This is a genomic window from Aureivirga marina, from assembly GCF_015767265.1.
Classification (GTDB): domain Bacteria; phylum Bacteroidota; class Bacteroidia; order Flavobacteriales; family Flavobacteriaceae; genus Aureivirga; species Aureivirga marina.
Genome location: NZ_JADPIB010000004.1, coordinates 341485 through 360570, shown reverse-complemented (window position 1 = coordinate 360570; position 19086 = coordinate 341485). Strand labels below are relative to the sequence as shown.

General features: G+C 27.3%; 19 protein-coding genes. 14 read left to right on the top strand and 5 right to left on the bottom strand.

Features of this window, described 5'->3' with window-relative positions:
• The 7 genes from I1A51_RS10675 (at position 1) to I1A51_RS10645 (ending at position 7403) form a co-directional block, all read left to right on the top strand.
• A complete protein-coding gene (locus I1A51_RS10675) occupies positions 1-1203 on the top strand; it encodes a hypothetical protein (RefSeq protein ID WP_196893728.1) in 1203 nt (400 codons plus the stop codon).
• 3 nt (positions 1204-1206) lie between these two features.
• On the top strand, positions 1207-2001 hold the full coding sequence (locus I1A51_RS10670; RefSeq protein WP_196893726.1) for an alpha-ketoglutarate-dependent dioxygenase AlkB: 795 nt from the start codon (positions 1207-1209) through the stop codon (positions 1999-2001).
• A complete protein-coding gene (locus I1A51_RS10665) occupies positions 1994-2686 on the top strand; it encodes a helix-turn-helix transcriptional regulator (protein ID WP_196893724.1) in 693 nt (230 codons plus the stop codon). Before I1A51_RS10670 ends, I1A51_RS10665 begins: the two co-directional genes overlap by 8 nt.
• A gap of 68 nt (positions 2687-2754) precedes the next feature.
• Positions 2755-3135, top strand: coding sequence for a DUF4345 domain-containing protein (locus I1A51_RS10660; RefSeq protein WP_196893722.1), 381 nt, complete (start codon positions 2755-2757; stop codon positions 3133-3135).
• 138 nt (positions 3136-3273) lie between these two features.
• The gene (locus I1A51_RS10655) at positions 3274-4506 is read left to right on the top strand and encodes a M1 family aminopeptidase (protein WP_196893721.1); all 1233 of its coding nucleotides are present in this window, start codon (positions 3274-3276) and stop codon (positions 4504-4506) included.
• Positions 4507-4674: 168 nt separating this feature from the next.
• Positions 4675-6768, top strand: coding sequence for a type VI secretion system tube protein TssD (gene tssD / locus I1A51_RS10650; protein WP_196893719.1), 2094 nt, complete (start codon positions 4675-4677; stop codon positions 6766-6768).
• Positions 6769-6845: 77 nt separating this feature from the next.
• A complete protein-coding gene (locus I1A51_RS10645) occupies positions 6846-7403 on the top strand; it encodes a hypothetical protein (RefSeq protein WP_196893718.1) in 558 nt (185 codons plus the stop codon).
• A 55-nt stretch (positions 7404-7458) separates the two neighbouring features.
• Here I1A51_RS10645 and I1A51_RS10640 read toward each other — a convergent pair whose 3' ends face one another.
• The 3 genes from I1A51_RS10640 to I1A51_RS10630 form a co-directional block, all read right to left on the bottom strand.
• Entirely contained in the window at positions 7459-8955 is a 1497-nt protein-coding gene (locus I1A51_RS10640; RefSeq protein WP_196893716.1) for a hypothetical protein, read from the bottom strand.
• Positions 8956-8981: 26 nt separating this feature from the next.
• A complete protein-coding gene (locus tag I1A51_RS10635; RefSeq protein ID WP_196893714.1) occupies positions 8982-10799 on the bottom strand; it encodes a hypothetical protein in 1818 nt (605 codons plus the stop codon).
• Positions 10800-11225: 426 nt separating this feature from the next.
• Positions 11226-11399, bottom strand: coding sequence for a hypothetical protein (locus I1A51_RS10630; RefSeq protein WP_196893712.1), 174 nt, complete (start codon positions 11397-11399; stop codon positions 11226-11228).
• A 112-nt stretch (positions 11400-11511) separates the two neighbouring features.
• On the opposite strand from I1A51_RS10630, the gene I1A51_RS10625 reads away from it, so the two are divergent.
• From I1A51_RS10625 to I1A51_RS10595, 7 genes are all read left to right on the top strand, one after another.
• On the top strand, positions 11512-12006 hold the full coding sequence (locus I1A51_RS10625) for a hypothetical protein (protein WP_196893710.1): 495 nt from the start codon (positions 11512-11514) through the stop codon (positions 12004-12006).
• Positions 12007-12189: 183 nt separating this feature from the next.
• A complete protein-coding gene (locus I1A51_RS10620) occupies positions 12190-12867 on the top strand; it encodes a hypothetical protein (protein WP_196893708.1) in 678 nt (225 codons plus the stop codon).
• Positions 12868-13019: 152 nt separating this feature from the next.
• Positions 13020-14327 carry a hypothetical protein gene (locus tag I1A51_RS10615; protein ID WP_196893706.1) on the top strand — a complete coding sequence of 436 codons (1308 nt, stop codon included), beginning with the start codon at positions 13020-13022 and terminating at the stop codon, positions 14325-14327.
• Between the two features lie 259 nt (positions 14328-14586).
• Positions 14587-15486 (top strand): Cif family virulence factor, encoded by a 900-nt coding sequence (locus I1A51_RS10610; protein WP_196893704.1) that lies wholly within the window; start codon positions 14587-14589, stop codon positions 15484-15486.
• Positions 15487-15592: 106 nt separating this feature from the next.
• Positions 15593-16303, top strand: a complete 711-nt coding sequence (locus I1A51_RS10605) for a hypothetical protein (RefSeq protein ID WP_196893702.1) — start codon at positions 15593-15595, stop codon at positions 16301-16303.
• Positions 16304-16306: 3 nt separating this feature from the next.
• On the top strand, positions 16307-16789 hold the full coding sequence (locus tag I1A51_RS10600) for a hypothetical protein (protein WP_196893700.1): 483 nt from the start codon (positions 16307-16309) through the stop codon (positions 16787-16789).
• Between the two features lie 20 nt (positions 16790-16809).
• A complete protein-coding gene (locus I1A51_RS10595; protein WP_196893698.1) occupies positions 16810-17367 on the top strand; it encodes a GNAT family N-acetyltransferase in 558 nt (185 codons plus the stop codon).
• 54 nt (positions 17368-17421) lie between these two features.
• Here I1A51_RS10595 and I1A51_RS10590 read toward each other — a convergent pair whose 3' ends face one another.
• Entirely contained in the window at positions 17422-18018 is a 597-nt protein-coding gene (locus I1A51_RS10590) for a sugar transferase (protein WP_196893697.1), read from the bottom strand.
• A gap of 43 nt (positions 18019-18061) precedes the next feature.
• The gene (locus I1A51_RS10585) at positions 18062-19084 is read right to left on the bottom strand and encodes a Gfo/Idh/MocA family protein (protein ID WP_196893695.1); all 1023 of its coding nucleotides are present in this window, start codon (positions 19082-19084) and stop codon (positions 18062-18064) included.
• Between the last annotated feature and the right edge of the window lie 2 nt (positions 19085-19086).

Genomic DNA, 19086 nt, shown 5'->3' with positions numbered 1-19086 from the left:
ATGAAAACAGAAAATACTATTTCAAAAACTAAAAATGCACTTCTAATTTTTCCAACTGAAAATCAAGAAAACAGAGAATTAAACTATCTAAAAGAACATTTTTGTGGAGAAATTATTAAAAATCCATTAGAAATTACAAAGCATCAAAAAATCTATGTTTGCGGAGATTTAGTGGATTTTAAAAATGAAAACTCTACTATTTTTATCATTAAAGAACTTTCTTCCAATTATGAAAATGTTGGAAATTTTGAATTAATTGATTTAGGAAAAGTTCCGATTCTTTTACATAATGCTGGAGTTCTATACAGAAATCTTTTTAATGATGAAGATTATTTTAAATGGGTCGAATCAGAACATGATTTTCAAGAATTAACAGAATCTACAAAACCTTCTAAAGCATTAAGAACAGGAATTTACCTAACAAATGTTACAAAAGAAGAAAATGAAGAAAATGGTGAAATCCTACATTATCACCTTTTAAGATGTTCTAGCAATTTAACTGGTCCTACAGACAATTTTAGAAATTCTGATAAACAAATTATTCAAAGATTAAATGAATGTGCAAAAGACGTTTTTGAAGAAAAGACCGATTTAAATCATGTTTTAGCACAAATTTATCGAAACGTGAAACAAGAAAATGGAAAAGAAGCAAAAGCCAAAATCAAAGCACATTCTGACAAAACTAAAGATATGGCAGATGAAGGCTTAATTGCTTTTTGTACATTTTATGATCGAACAGAATTTAAAGATTTAAAACCTTCAAAGGAAGATACTTTTGATTGGACTTATAAAAATGTAAGCGGACTTTCTAGACTTTTATTTAAATTAAAAAAAGACATTACAGATACTTCTTTGGTGAAAGAATTTAGTGTAACTCTTTATCCAAATTCGGCTTTTATTATTCCACTTTCTACAAATCGTTTATACACACATGAAATTCGAACTTCCATGTTAAGAGTAGATCAAATTCCTGTGAGAATGGGATATGTAGCTCGTTGTTCGAATGTAAAAGCACAATATATGAATGAAAATGTTTATATAAATGAAAGTGGAGAACTTTTAAAAATGGTGGAAATGACCGAGGAAATGCGTCAGAATTTATATAAAGATTACAAAAAAGAAAATGATACTAAAGAGAAGGTAGATTATGATAAAATTCGTTTTAGTATGAATGTTGGAGATTATAAAAAACCTATTTATTAAAAGATGTCAAAATCTAATTTTCATAAAATTAATTTACCTTTAAAAGAAAATCTTTTTCAAGAACTTTCTTCTTCTATTTTGTTTGAAAATACTGGAAAAGGAAGATTTGGAAAACATTTAGTAAAAAAAGATAGCAAAGGAATTCCGATTGTTAGAACGACAACCAATTTTCTAGAAGCAAATTATTTTTTCGATGAAAATCATTTAAAAATTATTGAAAATATTAAAACGAAAATGAGTGAAATCGATTCTGATTCATTGGAATTTAATAATGCTTTGATTGAAATTTATGAAAAAAGATATCGCAAAATGAGTTATCATTCGGATCAGTGTCTCGATGTTCATCCGAATTCTTATATCGCACTTTTTTCTTGTTATAAAAATCCTGAGACTTTAGATGCTGATTTTACAAGAAAACTAAAAATTAAAAACAAAGAAACAACAGAAGAATCGGAAATTATACTTTCTCATAATTCTGTTGTTTTATTTTCAATTTCTACAAATTCAAAGTTTGTTCATAAAATTATTTTAGACAATTCTCATCGAAAAAAACCGCTGGAATCCGAAAATCATTGGTTGGGAATAACCTTTCGAGTTTCGAAAAATTTTCTTCAGTTTAAAAATGATATTCCTATTTTACCAAATGGTGAAATTCTTAAATTTGCATCGGAAAATCAACGGAAAGCATTCTTTTTATTAAAAGGAAAAGAAAATAATTCTGAGAATTTTATCTATTCTGAAATAAATTATTCGCTTAGTTTTGCGGATACAATAATACCCAAAAACACTCATGAGTGAAAAACCAAGAATTTCAAGATTGACATCAATTATTACTTTATTGCAATCAAAACAAATTGTAACTGCTCGATTTTTAGCAGAAAAACACAATGTAAGTTTACGAACTATTTATCGTGATATTCGAACTTTAGAACAATCTGGAATTCCGATTTTCACTGAAGAAGGAAAAGGGTATTCTTTAATGGAAGGTTTTCAGCTTCCTCCTGTTCTTTTTACTGAAAATGAAGCAAATGCTTTAATAACAGCAGAAAAATTAATTCAAAAAAATAAAGATCAATCTTTTAGTGAAAATTATAGTAATGCAATTACAAAAATTAAAGCGGTTTTAAAATATTCTCAAAAAGGAAAAGCAGATTTATTATCGGAAAGAATTCATTTTGGAAAAGAAAAAAAACAAGAAAAATCGAGTAATAATTTAATGCAAATTCAATCTGCAATTACAAATTTTCAAGTTTTAGAAATTAACTATTTTTCTTCAAATAAAAAGGAAACTAAACGACAAATTGAACCTTTCGCAATCTATAGTACTAATGGAAATTTTCTTTTGATTGCATTTTGTAAACTTCGAAATGATTTTAGAATTTTTAGAATTGATTTTATAAAATCTATCTTTATTTTAGAAGAAAATTTTACGCCACACAATATGACAATTCAAGAATATTTTGAAAAATATGTAAAAGATTAAAATACCCTTGACACACCTTTGTCACAAGCTGCTTTTAGATTTGCAATATAAATTAAACGCAATTTAAAATGGAGATTTTTAAAATTATTACACTTTCATTATCCAGTATATTATTAATTTTTGTTGGTCTATCAAGATTGGTAAATCCGATAAAAACTTTCTCGAAGAATTCTGGAATTTCACTTGAAAATGACACCAATTTATTGAATGAAATTCGCGGATTTAGTTCGGTAATGTTCTTTTCAGGAATTCTTATTTCTCTCGGAATTTTTATTGAAAAGTTTACATTTACATCTTTTACAATTGCATCTCTCCTATTTCTAAGTTTTTTAATTGGAAGAATTATAAGTTTAATAAAAGATGGAAAACCTAACAAACAAATTATACAAGGAATTTTCTTTGAATTAATTTTCGGAGCTTTAAATCTTATTTGTCTTTTTTTATTTTAAATATATAAAACCTATAAATATTAACGCATATTGATTGTTTTCAATATGCTTTTTTTATTCTACAAACTTAAATTTTTACACTAACCGTTTAATTTCATTAAAAAGTTTATATTGCAAGAAATTATAGAATTTCTCCTTATGAAAATACACTTAAAATCAATCTTTACTTTAGGAATATTTTTATTCACTTCTTTTCTCTTTTCACAAAAAATAAAACACTACACAGGAACTATTGAAATTAGCATTGAAAAACATCTTTTAAATGCTGAATTTATAATTTCATTTGAACACCTTTCAAAAAGTGATGAATTAAAATTATTTTTCCCAAAATCTGCTACTATTTCTGAAATTTCTTCAAATGCAAAATCATTAACTTATACTATAACTGAAGAATCTTTTGTTGGGGAAGACAAAGCAATTCTCATCAAAAATAAAAATATTACAGATGGAAAAATTCATTTAAAATATCTTTTCGATTTAAAAAAAATTGAGAATAAAAATTTTCCATTTAATAAAGATTGGTTAGAACTAAATATTTACAATGCTTGGTTTCCATTTAATTTGGATTATGGACTTTTTACTTACGATATAAATTTTATTTTAGAAAATGAATTACAATTAATTGGATCTGGACAAGTTTCTAATACAACTAATTCTTGGAAAATGTCACAGAATATTCCTTTTTTAGATATTCCTTTTATCATTTCCTCAAAGTTTAAATCAATTTCTGCGGCAAAAAAGAAAGTAAATGTGTATCATTTGAATTTAGAAAAAAACACTACCAAAACATTAGAAAAAAACATTGAAACGCATTTAAAACAACTAAATAAAATGTTTGGAAAAACAGCAAAAGGAAATTTAACCTTAGCTGTTAATCAATTCAAACGTGTAACTTCTTATGCTAGAAAAGGATTTATTTCTCTTTCAATTGGAAAAACTTATGACTTAAATGATGATAAAACATTGGCACATGAAATTGCACATTTATGGTGGAATAAAGCAGAAGTGAGTTCTTGGGAAGATTGGTTAAACGAATCTTTTGCTGAGTATACTTCCATTATTCTTCAAAGAAAACAATATGGAGAAGAAAATTTTTCTAAAAACATTAAAGAATTAGAAGAAACAATTAAAAATGCTCCTTCTTTACAAGAATTAAAAGAAAAAAACACAAAGAATCAAACAACAATCACTTACAAAGGTGCCTATTTATTATACCAATTAGAGGTTAAAATTGGAAGAAAAAACTTTGAAAAACTACTTAAAAAAGTTCACCAAAAGGAAATAAAAAAGACTTCTGATTTTTTAAAATTAATCAAACAAAAATTTGGAAAAGAAACAGAAAATTTCATCATAAATGAATTAACAAAATAATCTTAATTTATAACTAATATTAATTATTTAATGTTAATTTTCAATATTTTGTTTTTAATTAGAATACTAATATCTTTGAATAAAACACTATGAAATTTAGAATCAACCATTAAAAAACACTAATAATAGAACAAAATTGATTTTAAAGAGTAAAAAATTTTACATGAAATGATATTATCAAAATTATTCATTTTGGGACAAGAAATTGAACTTCTTTGGACTGATATGAAATATCATAGAGATATTAGACCGAACGGAAAGCCTCTCACAGAAGTGATGGGTGGATTAATAACAGTTTGCTTCCCATCTGACGGAAATACAGATAGAATTCTAAATTGGATGACAAAAGAAAGTGAGGATGACACTTGGGAAGAAATAGATAAAATGGAGAAAGGAAAAGTATGTTTTTATGAAAATGGCTTTGAATTTCCTCCAACAAGAACGTATGAATTTGGTGATTCACATCTTGTTCATTTTGAAGAAACCTTTAGTGCTGAAGAAGATAATCCGATGAAAACGATTGTTACTATTTCTCCAGCAATTCAAGATTATGGTGAAGAATATGTTCGATCTTGGAATGTAACTTGGATTCCAGCTCCTGAAAAAACGGAAACTGGTAAATCAGAAGAGAAAAAAGAAGAAAAGAAAAAAAATCCGAAAATTGTTTCTATAGATTGGGTCAATGAAAAAGAGGAACATATTTCTGAAATTCCTTATCAAAAAAAGGCAGCTGTAAAAGTTGTATTAGAAAACGTAGAAGATGGTGATGTTCAAATAAAAATTACAAAAAAGGATGCAACCGAATTCGAAACTGGAAAAAAATATCTTACTTTTTCTGCTGCTGCAAAGGAAGGAGCAGTTCTTTTACCTCTTTTTAAAATAAAACATAGTTGGGAAGAATTTAAAACAGCAGATACTGATAAACTTGTTGCAACAGCTACTTATAAAGATGTAGAAAAAGAAAGTAAATTTTTAGAAATCTCTCCTACTCCAAAAGTTTTAGTGAATTTTAGACCGCATGATAATTGGCAAGGTGAATTTGGATTTGATTGGTTGAGAATCGGAGATACCAATTTATTTAATGATGAAAAATTCGAAGATGTTATCACGAAACAATATTTAGAAAGTTCCTTTACAAATCTTCAAATGGATTCTAATAAATATGATGGTCATTTCAAAAAAGACAACGTACAATTTGAAAAATTAAAAAAAGAAAATTATGCGCCAATAGAAATTTCTTGGAAAAAAGTTACGGATTCAAATGGTACAAAATCGAATTTTAAACATCATACTGAATGGTTAAGTTTAAAGAAAAATAAAGAAGCTAAAATCAAATTACATATTGATGTTACAGATGAAGCAGATTATTTGGAGTTTGAAGACAATGCTAATTTTACGATTTCTCCAAATAGAATTGATATAAGTGGAAAATCTGGTATCAAGAAATTAAATGATATTGTTACTATTAAAAGTGAGCAGATTTTCTCTAGCGATCAAAAATTGGTTATAAAAGCTTATAAAGATGGACATGAAATTTCTACGCTTTCAGGGCAATTAAATGTTTGGGCAAATAATGTAACAAAATCTAAAAGAGTTGTTTTTGTACAAATAAAAACAAAAATGTCAAGAACTTCTAGTCCAAACATGGTAGATGCAACTCCAGAAAAATCTAGAATTAATAAATATTTAGAACAAGCTTATGTAGAATTATCTCCAGATTCTGAAATTGTAGAATTAGATCTTACTGGTGATCCTGATTTTAGTAGATTTATTAAACGAGGAAAAGTTAAAACAAAAAGTGATCGTATTTCCTCTGTTCCAGCTGTTCCAGCAACAGCAACTACACCAGCAATTCCAAGAAAACCAGCAATTCCTAGTGAACGAATTGTGAATTATTTAAAACGAAAACTTAAAGAAAAGGATAATAAATACGATGGAACAGCTTATTTTAAAGCATTCTACTTCGCAGAGAATGGATACCATCCGAGTGGTGGTAATTTGAGTGGTTTCTCTGCTGCAAATGCTGATTATGTTGTAGTATTTAAATCTGCAAATGACCAAACTGCTTCTCATGAGCTTTTACATTCATTGAATTTAGCGCATACATTTACAAATATTGAAGCTTCAACAAATGCAGAATTTACATATTACGCAAGAAAAACAGATAATTTACTTGACTATTCACACCATATTTCTGGTCATACAAATAGTCGTTGTAGTTTATATTATTGGCAATGGAAAAGAGCTAACAATTCAATTTAAATAAGATGAAAAATCTAGTTTACTTATTAACTTTAATATTAAGCTTAAATAGTTGTATTGCACAAAAAACAACAAAAATGAAAAATGAAATCCTAATACCTGAAGTATCAAAAAACTTTGAAAAATTTGATATTGAAAGCTATAATAAAGAAAAAACAAACGGACAGGTAAGAAAAAGAGAGCATGAGAATTTTATTATTTTAATTGATTACTCAAATGGCTATAGTCAAACGATTTATGATGACAAAAGTTATTTTCATACTGTCAAAAACTTTTATTTAAACGGAAATATTGAAATCAAAGGAAACAGATTTAATAATGGTTCTGAATGTGGAATTTGGTATGAATTTGATGAAAACGGGAAATTATTAAAAGAATTCAACATGGATGAAGGATTCGATTTTAATTGGTTGGATGTAATGAATTATTGTTTAGAAAATGAAATTCAACTAGAAAAAGGATATCCTGTAATTGGAGGTGTTAAAACAGAGATTTATAAAGGTGAATTAAATGGAAGGAAAATTTGGACAGTCAGCTATTATGATTTTAAGAAAAATGAATATTTAGAAATCACTTTGGATGGTATTAGTGGAAAAAAAATCAATTCAAAAAAACTGGAACTTATCGGAGGATAATTTTATGAAAAATATAAATTAAAAAGCATCTAAATTAATAGATGCTTTTTCTTTTTTACTTTTTATCTACTTTTGGTTTATTATATTCTGCTTCACTAAACATAAAATTATAATCCGAAGCAAAAACATCTGTCTTAAATTTCGATGCATCCATTTTATTTAAATGAATCGAAGCATATTTATGACAAGTCATACAACTTTGTGTTTGTGTAAATGATTCTAATGTAACATTTGCCATACTTACAGGCGTAATCGCTCCAGTTTGTAACGGAACATTTCTTCCATCATTAAATTTAGAAGAAACTGGACTTTCTGGCCATTGTACACTAATTAATTGATAATATTGCCATACAGAATTAGAATTTGTTTGTGCAATCAACTGCTTTACATATGCATTTAATCCTTTCACATCTTTAGGTATCGCATTTTGCTGAATTCGTACAATTTGCGATGGAATATTTAAACTATCACTTATCGTATTTATTGGCTGTTTACTGTCCTTATTAAAGAAGTTATAACCTCCATTTTCTTTCATTGCAACAGACATTTCTTCCTCTTTTGCATTTTCTGTAGGAGCATTCCAATCATGCTCAAATGTCATCCAAACAAATTGATTTGCTGGTTGAATTTTTCGAACAATATGTAATCCAACTAAACCTAAATAAACTTCTGTCATCGGTCCATAAACAATAACTCTTTTTCCGTCAACTTCCTTAACTTTTACCCAAGAAGGAACCATTGCTTTTGAAATTTTATAATACTTCTTCAGCTTATCAAACTTAGCATTTGGAATAATCTTCCAAGAAGCTTTTAATTGCATTGCTCCTTGCTCAAATCCATCTGTTCCAGCAGAAGGCAACCAAATTCCATTATTTTTATTGGCATATTCTCTTTGCGTTGGATAATCGTATAATTTATTATTCATAATAAATTCATACTCATCTTTATTCATTTTTACTTCATACCAAACAAGACTTGTATCCTGATCAATTAAAAAAGCTTCACTTCCTGCTTGTAAAACACTTTTCAATTTACGAAGTGATTCATCTGTTGGAAGAATTTTATTATCTGGAATTTGACTTAATTTTTCTGTCAATTCTCCTAAACTTTTAATGCTTTTTATATAATCTTTTACATTAATTCTATCCCAATTTGCTGGAGGAGAATCTCTAAATACATCTTCTCTTTGTAAAAAAGATTCCCAAACTGTTGGTTTTAAATTCCCTGGATTTCCGAAATTATTTGCTGTTACTAATGTATCTGCTACTCCTCTTTCATCAGATGATTCCCAGTTTAATGCAATAAAATTAGTCCAAGCAAAACAATTGATTACTTCTTGATTTGGAATAGATCCAACACAAGTATTATTTGGCAAATCCCAAGTAATTTCTGGAACTCCACAAGGCGCTCCACAAGATGGTGTTGGAACCTCAGCTGTTTCTGGTTTTGGTTTGTCTTTTTTTGGTTCTTCACATGAAGTGGAAAGAACAATAATTAAAACTAAAGTAATTATTTTATATATGTTGTTTTGGAATGTATTAATTCGTTTCATTTTGAATGCTTTTTAAAGATTGATTATTATTTAATATTCATATTATTTAAATCGAATTTGATAGAATCCGAGCTAGAATATTCTGCACTCATATCTAATTCAAATTTTCCAAACACTCCATATCTTAAACTTTCAACTCCTTTTTGAATTGCACAAACACTTACACTTCCATTTGTATCTTTTTTTCCTATAGCATCTACTAGAAGTGCAAAAGAACCATCTTCTGTTCGTTTTACTTGCTTAACAGTAAAATCGATTTCATCATTCATTGCAATTATTTCAATTTCTTCACTAGATGCACCATCTACAATAATTAAAATATTTTTAAATACAGTTCTATTATTTACTCGAATTGGTGTAGGATTTACACTTGAATATTTAAATAATTTATTTTCATTACTTACTTCAAATAATCTTGCTTCCATACAATATCCTATATTTGGAAGTGGTAAATAACTTACTGGTAAAAATTGATTTGGAACTTTAGCTTCTGCTGTTGGAGGAATTCCTGTTGCTGCTAATTGTACTTTAAATTGTTCTGCAATTTGTGATCCCCATTCTAAAGGCATTCCTTCTACTTTTATATCTGACAATGTAAAATCATACCCCTCTGGAACTTCAAAACGAGAATGTAAAATCATATCATTTGGATAAAAACTTCTTGTGATATCTTCATGTTTTAATCCTCTAACAACCGTATATAAATCTTGAATCGTCAATCCATTTGCAGCAGCAGGAAGTTGAAAAGCATCCCATCTTTCTGGTTGTTGTCCATATAATCCAATCGGATTTGTCAATCCTAAACGTAAACCTACATTTCGAATAAAAGCATTTACCGATTGTCCAATTCTTGGATCACTATTTCTAAAAGGCCTTCCGAAAGCTCCTGCACAAATCAAAGCATCAACATCAATTATTGGATTCCCTTTTACATCTTTTCTAAGCATTGTTGCTCCTGCTCCTAATTCAATTTCTGCTCCTAATGTATTTGGATTACTTGTCAAATGAATTGCTCCTCCTTTTGTTTTATTTGCGGCAGTTCCATAATTCCATTTGTTAATAGGATTATAAGCAGGCCTCCCTGTTTGCTCTTCAATTACTGGATTTCCTTCTGTATCTAATAAATACAAATCCGACAATTGAATTGTTTCATTCTTTAAAATATCTTGATATAATTTCAATACATTATTTGGGTCTTGCTCCCATAAGAAAAACCAATATTCTGGATTTTCATGTGTAAAATTAATCGCTATAATTTGTCCTTCTTTATTTCGCTCAACTGACCATTCACAATATTCATCTTGCCAACCTCTTGGTCCTATTGGATCGTACTGAACTAAATCAAACTCTTTTGTTTGCTTAGCTTTTGCTACTTCATCTGTATTTTCTAATAAAGGTGCATTTATAAAAGCTACAGGTAAATTACATCTACTCTTAGGAATATCCATAAAAACATTGTACTTTTCAGAGAAAGCAGCTGGTCCAATATCCGCTAATTCATAAAGTCTTTTTAAATAAATTAATTTTTCTTCTGCTGTTGGATTATTTGGTGTAAAATACTTTTGAAATTTATTACTGAAATAGAACTTAATTCTATTCGGAAAAGCAGACCATTGAACTGGCATCGTATTGTCCTTAGTTGCCTCTCCATCTTCTACTGTAGTATAGTTGTAATAAAAAGATCTTGGAGCATTATTTGTAGATGACCAAACATCTCCAAGTAATGAATTTTCTGTACATGAGTTTACATAATTGTTCCATCGATTATGGAAAACAGGTAGCAATTCTGAAGGGACATCATGTTCTGCCCAGAATGCTGGCGAGTTAAATTTTTTCGTTGTCATTTTAATCTGGTTTAAATGAAATTAAAAATTGTTTATAAAAATTTTTGTTTACTATTCTAAATTTGAACTCCTATATTGCCGACATAACACATAAAAATAAACCTCTCTTTTTTGAAGAGGTTTATTTAATATCCGTTTTGTCTTTTAACAAAAACTTACTCGCTAGCTAGATATCTAAATATCTATTAAAATTTAAAAACTTTGACTCTAAAAACAGATTATTCATCTTCCTTTGTACCCGGTAAAATAAAATTTGCTCTTATCATCAAAGTTTCATTCGAAAAAAACCTATACATAAAGATTGCCATTTTTTTTGAAAAACAGAAACTTATTTTAAGATTTTTTTAACATTTTTTATAAAAGCCGATACTCTCTAATAAAAACACAACGAACTGAAACACAAAACATTAAACAAAATCTAAATTATTAATAATTACTATAAAGATAAAAGGGTAAAAAATGAAAAGCAGTCATGTAAAACACAAATGTAGATGGTAAAAATGCAAATGCAGTCATGAAAAACACAAATGCAGACGGTAAAAATGTAAAAGCAGTCATGTAAAACACAAATGCAGATGGTAAAAATGCAAATGCAGTCATGAAAAACGCAAATGCAGATGGTGAAAATGTAAATGCATTACTAATTAAACAAAATATTTAGTATCAATTATAATATATTTACAAACTCAAAATTAAAAACTATTTTTTTGAAATGAAAAACGATTATTATTTTAAAAAAATTAGCTTAAAACTAATTGTCTTATTTAGTTTAACACTTTGTTTCAATTGTTCTAGAGTAAAAAAAGAGGAATTTAAAAAAGAAGATCTAAAAGAATCTCCTCTTTTTAATTCTAATAAACAAGAATTGTACTATTTTAATTCTACAGAATGCAAAAAAAAGAAAGCAATTATTGAAGTGGAATTTGATTTAAAAAATTATGATGAGGCAATTCATTTATTTAAAGATTTTGAGGATTGTATAAAATCACCTCATGAATATCTTTTGAAATTAGCTTTATTATACAAACTAAATAAACAGTCAAAACTTTTTAAAAACACACAAATCGAACTTCTAAACAACATAAAAAAAGATAAAAATCTGAATAAAACTGAAAAAGAAATCTTGTTTATGGTACTCGAAATTATATTTAAATCAGAAGAATATGTAGAAAATCCTTTAGACGATTTTATTTTAAATATTTTTTAAAAATTTCCGTAATTTTCATTTTAAATATAATAGAAAATGTGGTTTTGAAGTAGAAGGAATTATTCAAAAAGATTATAAAACAACTTCTGGAGAAATTATTGATTTAATTTATTATGGAAATTTAAAATAAACGCAAAAACACTGCATACTTCCTTTCTACTTTTGTTTAAAAATAAAAAAATCATGATTCTAATTCCTGAAAATATTACTTCTTTTTTATCAAAATCATGGAAGAAAAAATATGCACTTTTTTTACATCCTGAACATTGGAATTTCTTTTTAAAACAATTGGAATTTTATTTGAATAATGAAATTTCTGATAATCGTATTCCTTATTTTTTTGAGGAAATTACTCCTCCTATTTCTGAAATTATCTTTGAAATGAAAACTATTTATCAGAAAGAGTTAAAAACAGAAAAAAATTCAGCAAAAGCCTGGGTAAAAGTCTTTGAAAACATTCGTTTTGAATATCTTTTAATAATTCACGGACAAAGATTAACTTCTGCAAGTATCACAGATGAAAATGCAATTCCTCCATTAAAAAGTGTTTTGTTAAATAGTTGTTTTGAACCTTTTAATAAGCAAATTTTCATCGCAACAAGAGCTTGGGAAAAACATGTTGGAAGATCAAATGATCAGTTTTGGGGAGAAATCAAGGGAAATCCAACGCAGAAAAATGCTTTTGTGCAAAAGAAAATCACTGAAATGATAGAAAACAAAAGTTGGTGGAATATTTTCTTTCATTATAAACATGAATTGGTCTATGAAATTCGTGTTGCAAGCGGACATGGAATTCGTTGGAACAAAGAAGGAACTATCATTATTGGGTTTTTGGAACCTTTTATCAATGATGATAATTAAAAAATTATTTAAATGATTTTCAATGATAAAATAGAAATTACAACATTCTTTATGTTAATTCTTTTATAATTTTTTAATCGATTATTTCGTTCGACTTAAATTCTTCTATTTTTGCCAAAACTAACCATTTAACCTTACATTTTTTCGATAAAATGAGAAAACCACTTTATTTGTTATCCTTGGTTTTATTAAGCGCTTGCGGAAATAATCAAGAACAAAAACAACCAAAACAACACACAAAAAAAACAGAAATTTCTTACGAACAAGTTTTTAAATCTGTTGATAGTATTTTAAAATTAGACAATGGAAAATTCTGGGGAAAACAAATTTACAATTCAATTCTTCTAGTAAATCCAGAAACAAGAGAGTTTTATGCAAATGAAAATAATACACAAAATTCTTTTCAATCATTTGGCGAAATTTTTAAAGATACTTTACCTGAAAAAATCAATATTGCAAATACAGCAATTGATTGGGATGGAAAAAAATGGTCAATGATTATGTTACCACTTTCTGAGGATGAAATTTCTAGAAACAATTTGATTATCCATGAATTATTTCATCAACTTCAATCAAAAGTTGGTTTTGAAGGATTAAAAGAATTGAATAATGGACATTTAGATTCTTTTCAGACTCGTTTGTATTTGAAATTGGAATTGGAAGCTTTAGAAAAAGCTTTACTTTCTGAGGATTCTTCTAAAAGAAAAAAACATATAGAAAATGCTTTAATTTTCAGAAAAAAAAGACAAGAAAATGATGCGATAAAAAATGCTGAAAATTCTTTAGAACTAAACGAAGGATTGGCTGAATATACTGCAATTATGTTGAGCGGAAGAAATCACAAACAAATGAAATCTCATTTAATTTCTAGTAAAAATGATTTCTATGAAAATCCAACTTTTGTTCGAAGTTTTGCTTATCAAACTATTCCTTTTTACGGTTATTTACTTTCTAAAAAGTTAGATAATTGGCAACATCATGTAGATAGTAAAACAAATTTATCGGATTTTTTTAAAAATGCTTTTGAAATTAAACTTTCTGAAAAAGAGCTTTTAAATGATTCTGAAAAATTAGCTTTATATAATTATACAAAAATTCATTCTGAAGAATCAGAAAGAGAAAAAATAAGGCTAGAAAAAATCAAAAAATTAAAGACCAAATTTATTGAAGAACCTACTTTAGAACTTGTTTTTGAAAATATGGGAATTTCTTTTGATCCGAGAAATATTACACCAATAGAAGATTATGGAACTGTTTATCCGACAATGCGAGTTACAGATAATTGGGGAATTTTGACAATTGAAAATGGTGCTTTATTAGCTTCTGATTGGTCAAGAGTTTTTGTTTCTGAACCTACTAAAATCGAAGAAAAAATAGTTGAAGGAGATGGTTGGAAACTGGAATTAAATCCAGATTGGAAAGTCAAAAAAGACAAAGAAAAATTTATTCTTACAAAATAATTTAAAAAAGCTGATTCCATTTAAATGGAATCAGCTTTTTTATTTCCTATAATTTCATTTCACTTTCCTGTTTTTTTCATTTTTAGATTCAAAATTTATAGTAATTTTAGGTTAATCATTCAAAACCCTAAAATATGTCATACACTTTATCAAATTATAAATCTTTAATTCATTTGAAAATTATATAGATTTCTTCTGATAAAATTTAGTCTAATCCTATGAATCAAAACAAAAATTTTAGTAATCAAAATAAATAGAAATGAAAAATATCATCGCTGGAATTGTTTTATTCAGCTTATTCGCAAATTTTACAGCTTGTAAACCTAAAGAAGAAAAAGTAGAAATTGAAGAAGTGAAAATCGTGCAACATTATGCAAACTTTCCTCCTACTTTTCATCATGAATTAGCTTTAGAAGTTTTGGATGCAAGCATCGCATGGATTAACAATTTTAATGAAGGAAATGTACAAAATTGTGTAGATGGTTATACAGAAAATGCAGAAATGAGTGCGCTTCCTTTTGGGATTAAAAAAGGAAAAGAAGAAATTTCTGAGTTTTGGACTTCTTTAGTGAAATCTGGAGCGAATAATTTAGTTTATACAAATGTAAGTGTTGAAATTGCAAGTAAAAACATCGCTTTTCTTTCTGCAAATTGGAGCATGAATATTGGTGAAGGAATAATTTTTCAAGAAAAATGGGAAAAAATCGATGGAAAATGGGTTTTATCTTATGATAATTTTCAAGTTTTAGAAAAATATAAAACACCTCAAAAAAATGAAACAAATCCAATTGCTTCTCATCTTTCTTTGAAAAAAGTAATTTCAAAATCGAAAACATGGATTGAAGATTTTAATCAAGGAAAAACAGAAGTTTTAGGAAATGTCTATTCACCAACGGCTAGATTAAACGCAACACCTTTCGAAAATATTGATGGAAAAGAAGGAATTCAACAGTTTTGGAAAAAAATGATTGATGATGGTGCAAAAAACATGACTTTTCACAATCCAATTTTTAAAATGAAAACAGAAAATTCTGCTTTTTTGGGTTCTAGATGGAGTTTGACAATTGGAGAAGGAAAAATTTATCAAGAAAAATGGGATTTAATCGATGGGGATTGGTTCATGACTTACGATGAATTTAGAATGTTTAAAAAATATTAAATAAAAAAGTTCGCAAATCAGATATTTTTAAAGTATCTGGTTTGTTTTTGTTTTCATTTTGAAATATTAATTATGTTTGTCGAATAAATAATTAATGAAATAGAAAATGAATTATAAAATTATTGCAGACGAAAAAGAATTAATCAATTTTATCAATTGGCTTCCAGAATTAGAAGAAAACGAAAAATATTATATCAGTTTATTTTCTAGAAAAAAATATTGCGATGAAGTTTTAAAATCGAGTGATAAAACCCAATTACGAAGATTTGTTTCTAATAAGGAAATGTTATTTCATAAAATCAAACAATTAGAAATTCCGTATGGTGCTTGGAAACTGAAAAGTGGTGAAGATGTTCCGCAAGAATCTTTAGCATTATATATTACAGTAAATCCTAGAAACATGAAAAAAGCAACAGAAATGTTGGGAAGAAAATGTTGGGACTTAATGAAATCAGAAAATTTTAATGTTCATGCAGAAGCTTTAAGTTGTATTCAAAAATCGAAATCTAGAAGTTGTTTTATCGATTTTGATATTGATGACAAAAATATTGATTTAGATAAAAATTGGTTAAATCAAGAAATTGGAGAAAATAATTATACCATTTTAGAAACAAGAGGTGGATTTCATTTGTTGATTCAACCTGAAAAAGCATCTGTTTATCGAAAAGAAAATTTTGGAAACAAAAATTGGTTTCAACAAATTCAAAAAAAATTTCCTGTAGATCAATCGGGAGATCAATTAATTCCTGTTCCTGGAACTTTCCAAGGCGGATTTATTCCTAAATTTGTCAATCAAACAGAAATTGTAGAACAATAATTTATGGAAGAAAAAAGATATAAATATGGAGTGAATATTAGAAAAGGAATTTCCTCTTTTCTATTTTTTGGATTTTTTAGCTTTATTTTTTTCTATTTAGCTTGGACAAATGAAAAAGAACTTTCAATATTGGGTTATTTTACTTTTTCAAAAAATGGCGCAACTTATTTCTATTATACGCTTTTTTCTTTGTGTTTTGTTTTCGTTGGCTTTGCCATTTTTGCTGTGTATAAAACTAAGTTTACAAATAGAGAAGTTATTTTAACGGAAAATTATATAAACGCTCCAAAAAATGAATTCAGCAATAAAACAATTACGATTGAATTTAAAAATATTACAAAATTTATAGTGGAAGAAAACAATGATATTAGAAGTTTTAAGATTAAAACAGATTCTCAAAAACTTCAAATAATCGAAACTTTAATTTCCACTAAAAAAGGATTTGAAGAAATTGCAGAATTCGTTCATGAAAGAGTAAAAATTTAATCTAACATTTTAAAAAAAGCATGAAAACAGAGAATTATACATTAAAAGAAATTCAAGATTCAGATATTGAAAATATTTATAAAGGTCTTTCAGATCCAGAAATCACCCAATTTTACGATGTTCATTTTCCTACTTTGGAAGCGACAAAAGAACAAATGGAATGGTATGCAGATTTGAAAAAAAATGGAACTGGAATTTGGTGGGGAATTTATAATGAAAATGAAGAGTTTTGTGGTGCAGGTGGATTTAATAGTTTGGAAAAAGAAAATCAGAAAGCAGAAATTGGGCTTTGGCTTTTAAAGGAATTCTGGGGAAAAGGAATTTTAAAAGAAGTTATGCCTAAGCTTTTTGAGATTGGATTTACAACTTTGAATTTAAATAGAATTGAAGGTTTTGTTGTTAGTGAAAATTCAAAATGTAGAGCTGCTTTATCCAAAATTAATTTTACTCATGAAGGAACCATGCGTGAATGGGAAATCAAAAACGGAGAAAAAATTGATGTTGCGATTTATTCTATTTTAAAAAGTGAATGGCTTACAAAAAAATATAGAGAAGAATTAATTCAAAAATACGATTAATTTATCCAGAAGAAATGTTTCAAATCAATCCCTTTTTATAAAGGGATTGAAATTTTAAAAAACAGTTTTAAAAATACATTTCAAATCATTTTTCATTGACCAATTTTCCACATATTCTCTATTAATTTCAATTTTTTTAGGCCAAATCACAGAATCATTATATTCTTTAGGATTTTCTTTAGTTGCTAAAATTTCTTCTTCATTTCTAAAAAAAATACTTGCTGGAGAAGTAACTCCGGGTTTCATTTCTAAAATAATTCTATTTTCTCCTTCTAATTTATCTGCATAACCTTCGACATCAGGTCTTGGACCAACAAAACTCATATTACCAATAAAAATATTAAACAATTGTGGAAGTTCATCTAATTTTGTTTTACGAAGAAAATGACCAAATTTATTCGATCTTTTATCATTTGCAACGGTAATATAATTGGAATTTTTTCTTTGAACATACATTGTTCTAATTTTAAAAATCAAAAAAGGTTTTCCAAATTGACCAATTCTTTTTTGCCAAAAAAATCCATTATAACGAAAAGAAATTGTTGCAGAAATAGCAATTAAAAATATAATTGGAAGTAATATTAAAATACCAAAAAAGGAAAAACATATATCAAATAAACGCTTACATATTTTCCCTTTTTTTGTAATCATAATTTTAATTCTTTGTCTAAAAGTACTAAGAATTAATAATATTTTACTTAGAAGCTTTATAGATTCTTTCGATGATATCTACAACTTTCATTCCTTCTAAAGCATTTGTTGTGATTGCTTTTTTACCTTGAAGTACATCAATGACATTTTCTATAACAAAATGATGATTTTGTGCAGAACCTTTATATGCTCCGTAATCATTTCCTGGATTTGTCGGAGCTAATTCTGGCATTTCATAATCTTCAATATTACAATATTCCACTTCATTCATATATTGTCCACCAATTTTCACAGAACCTTTTTCAGCAATAATTGTTAGAGAACTTTCCATGTTTTTATTCCAAACAGCTGTTGAAAAATTAAAACTTCCCATTCCTCCATTTACAAACTCAAATTGCACCATTCCTGCGTCTTCAAAATCTGTTAAATCTTGGTGTTTAAAATCTTTAAAATTTGCTTGAATATTTGTAATATCACCAAAAAGCCAATACATGATATCAATAAAATGAGAAAATTGTGTAAACAAAGTTCCTCCATCTAATTTTTTATCGCCATGCCAGCTATTTGGAGTATAATATCTTTCATCTCTGTTCCAAAAACTATTAATATGAACAGAGTAAATTTTCCCTAATTTGTTATTATCAATTAAATTTTTAATCCAAACAGAAGGCGGAGAGTAACGATTTTGCATCACGGCAAATACATTTCTTGACACTTGTAATGATTTAAAAATCACTTTTTCAGCATCTGCTTTAGATAAAGAAATTGGTTTTTCAATTACCACATGCTTTCTAGCTTCTAAACAAGTAATTGCTTGCTCTGCATGAAATCCATTAGGTGTTGCAATATTTATAACATCTACTTCTATTCCACTTTCTAAAAATGATTTTAAATCAGAAAACAAAGGAACTTGAAAACGGTCAATATCTAATTTTTCAGCAGATTTAATATCAATCAAAGCAACTAACTCTGCAAGTTCATTTCTTTGAATCATTTCTGCATGTCGTTTTCCAATATGTCCTGCACCGATTATGGCAAATTTTACTTTTCTATTTGTTATAATCATTT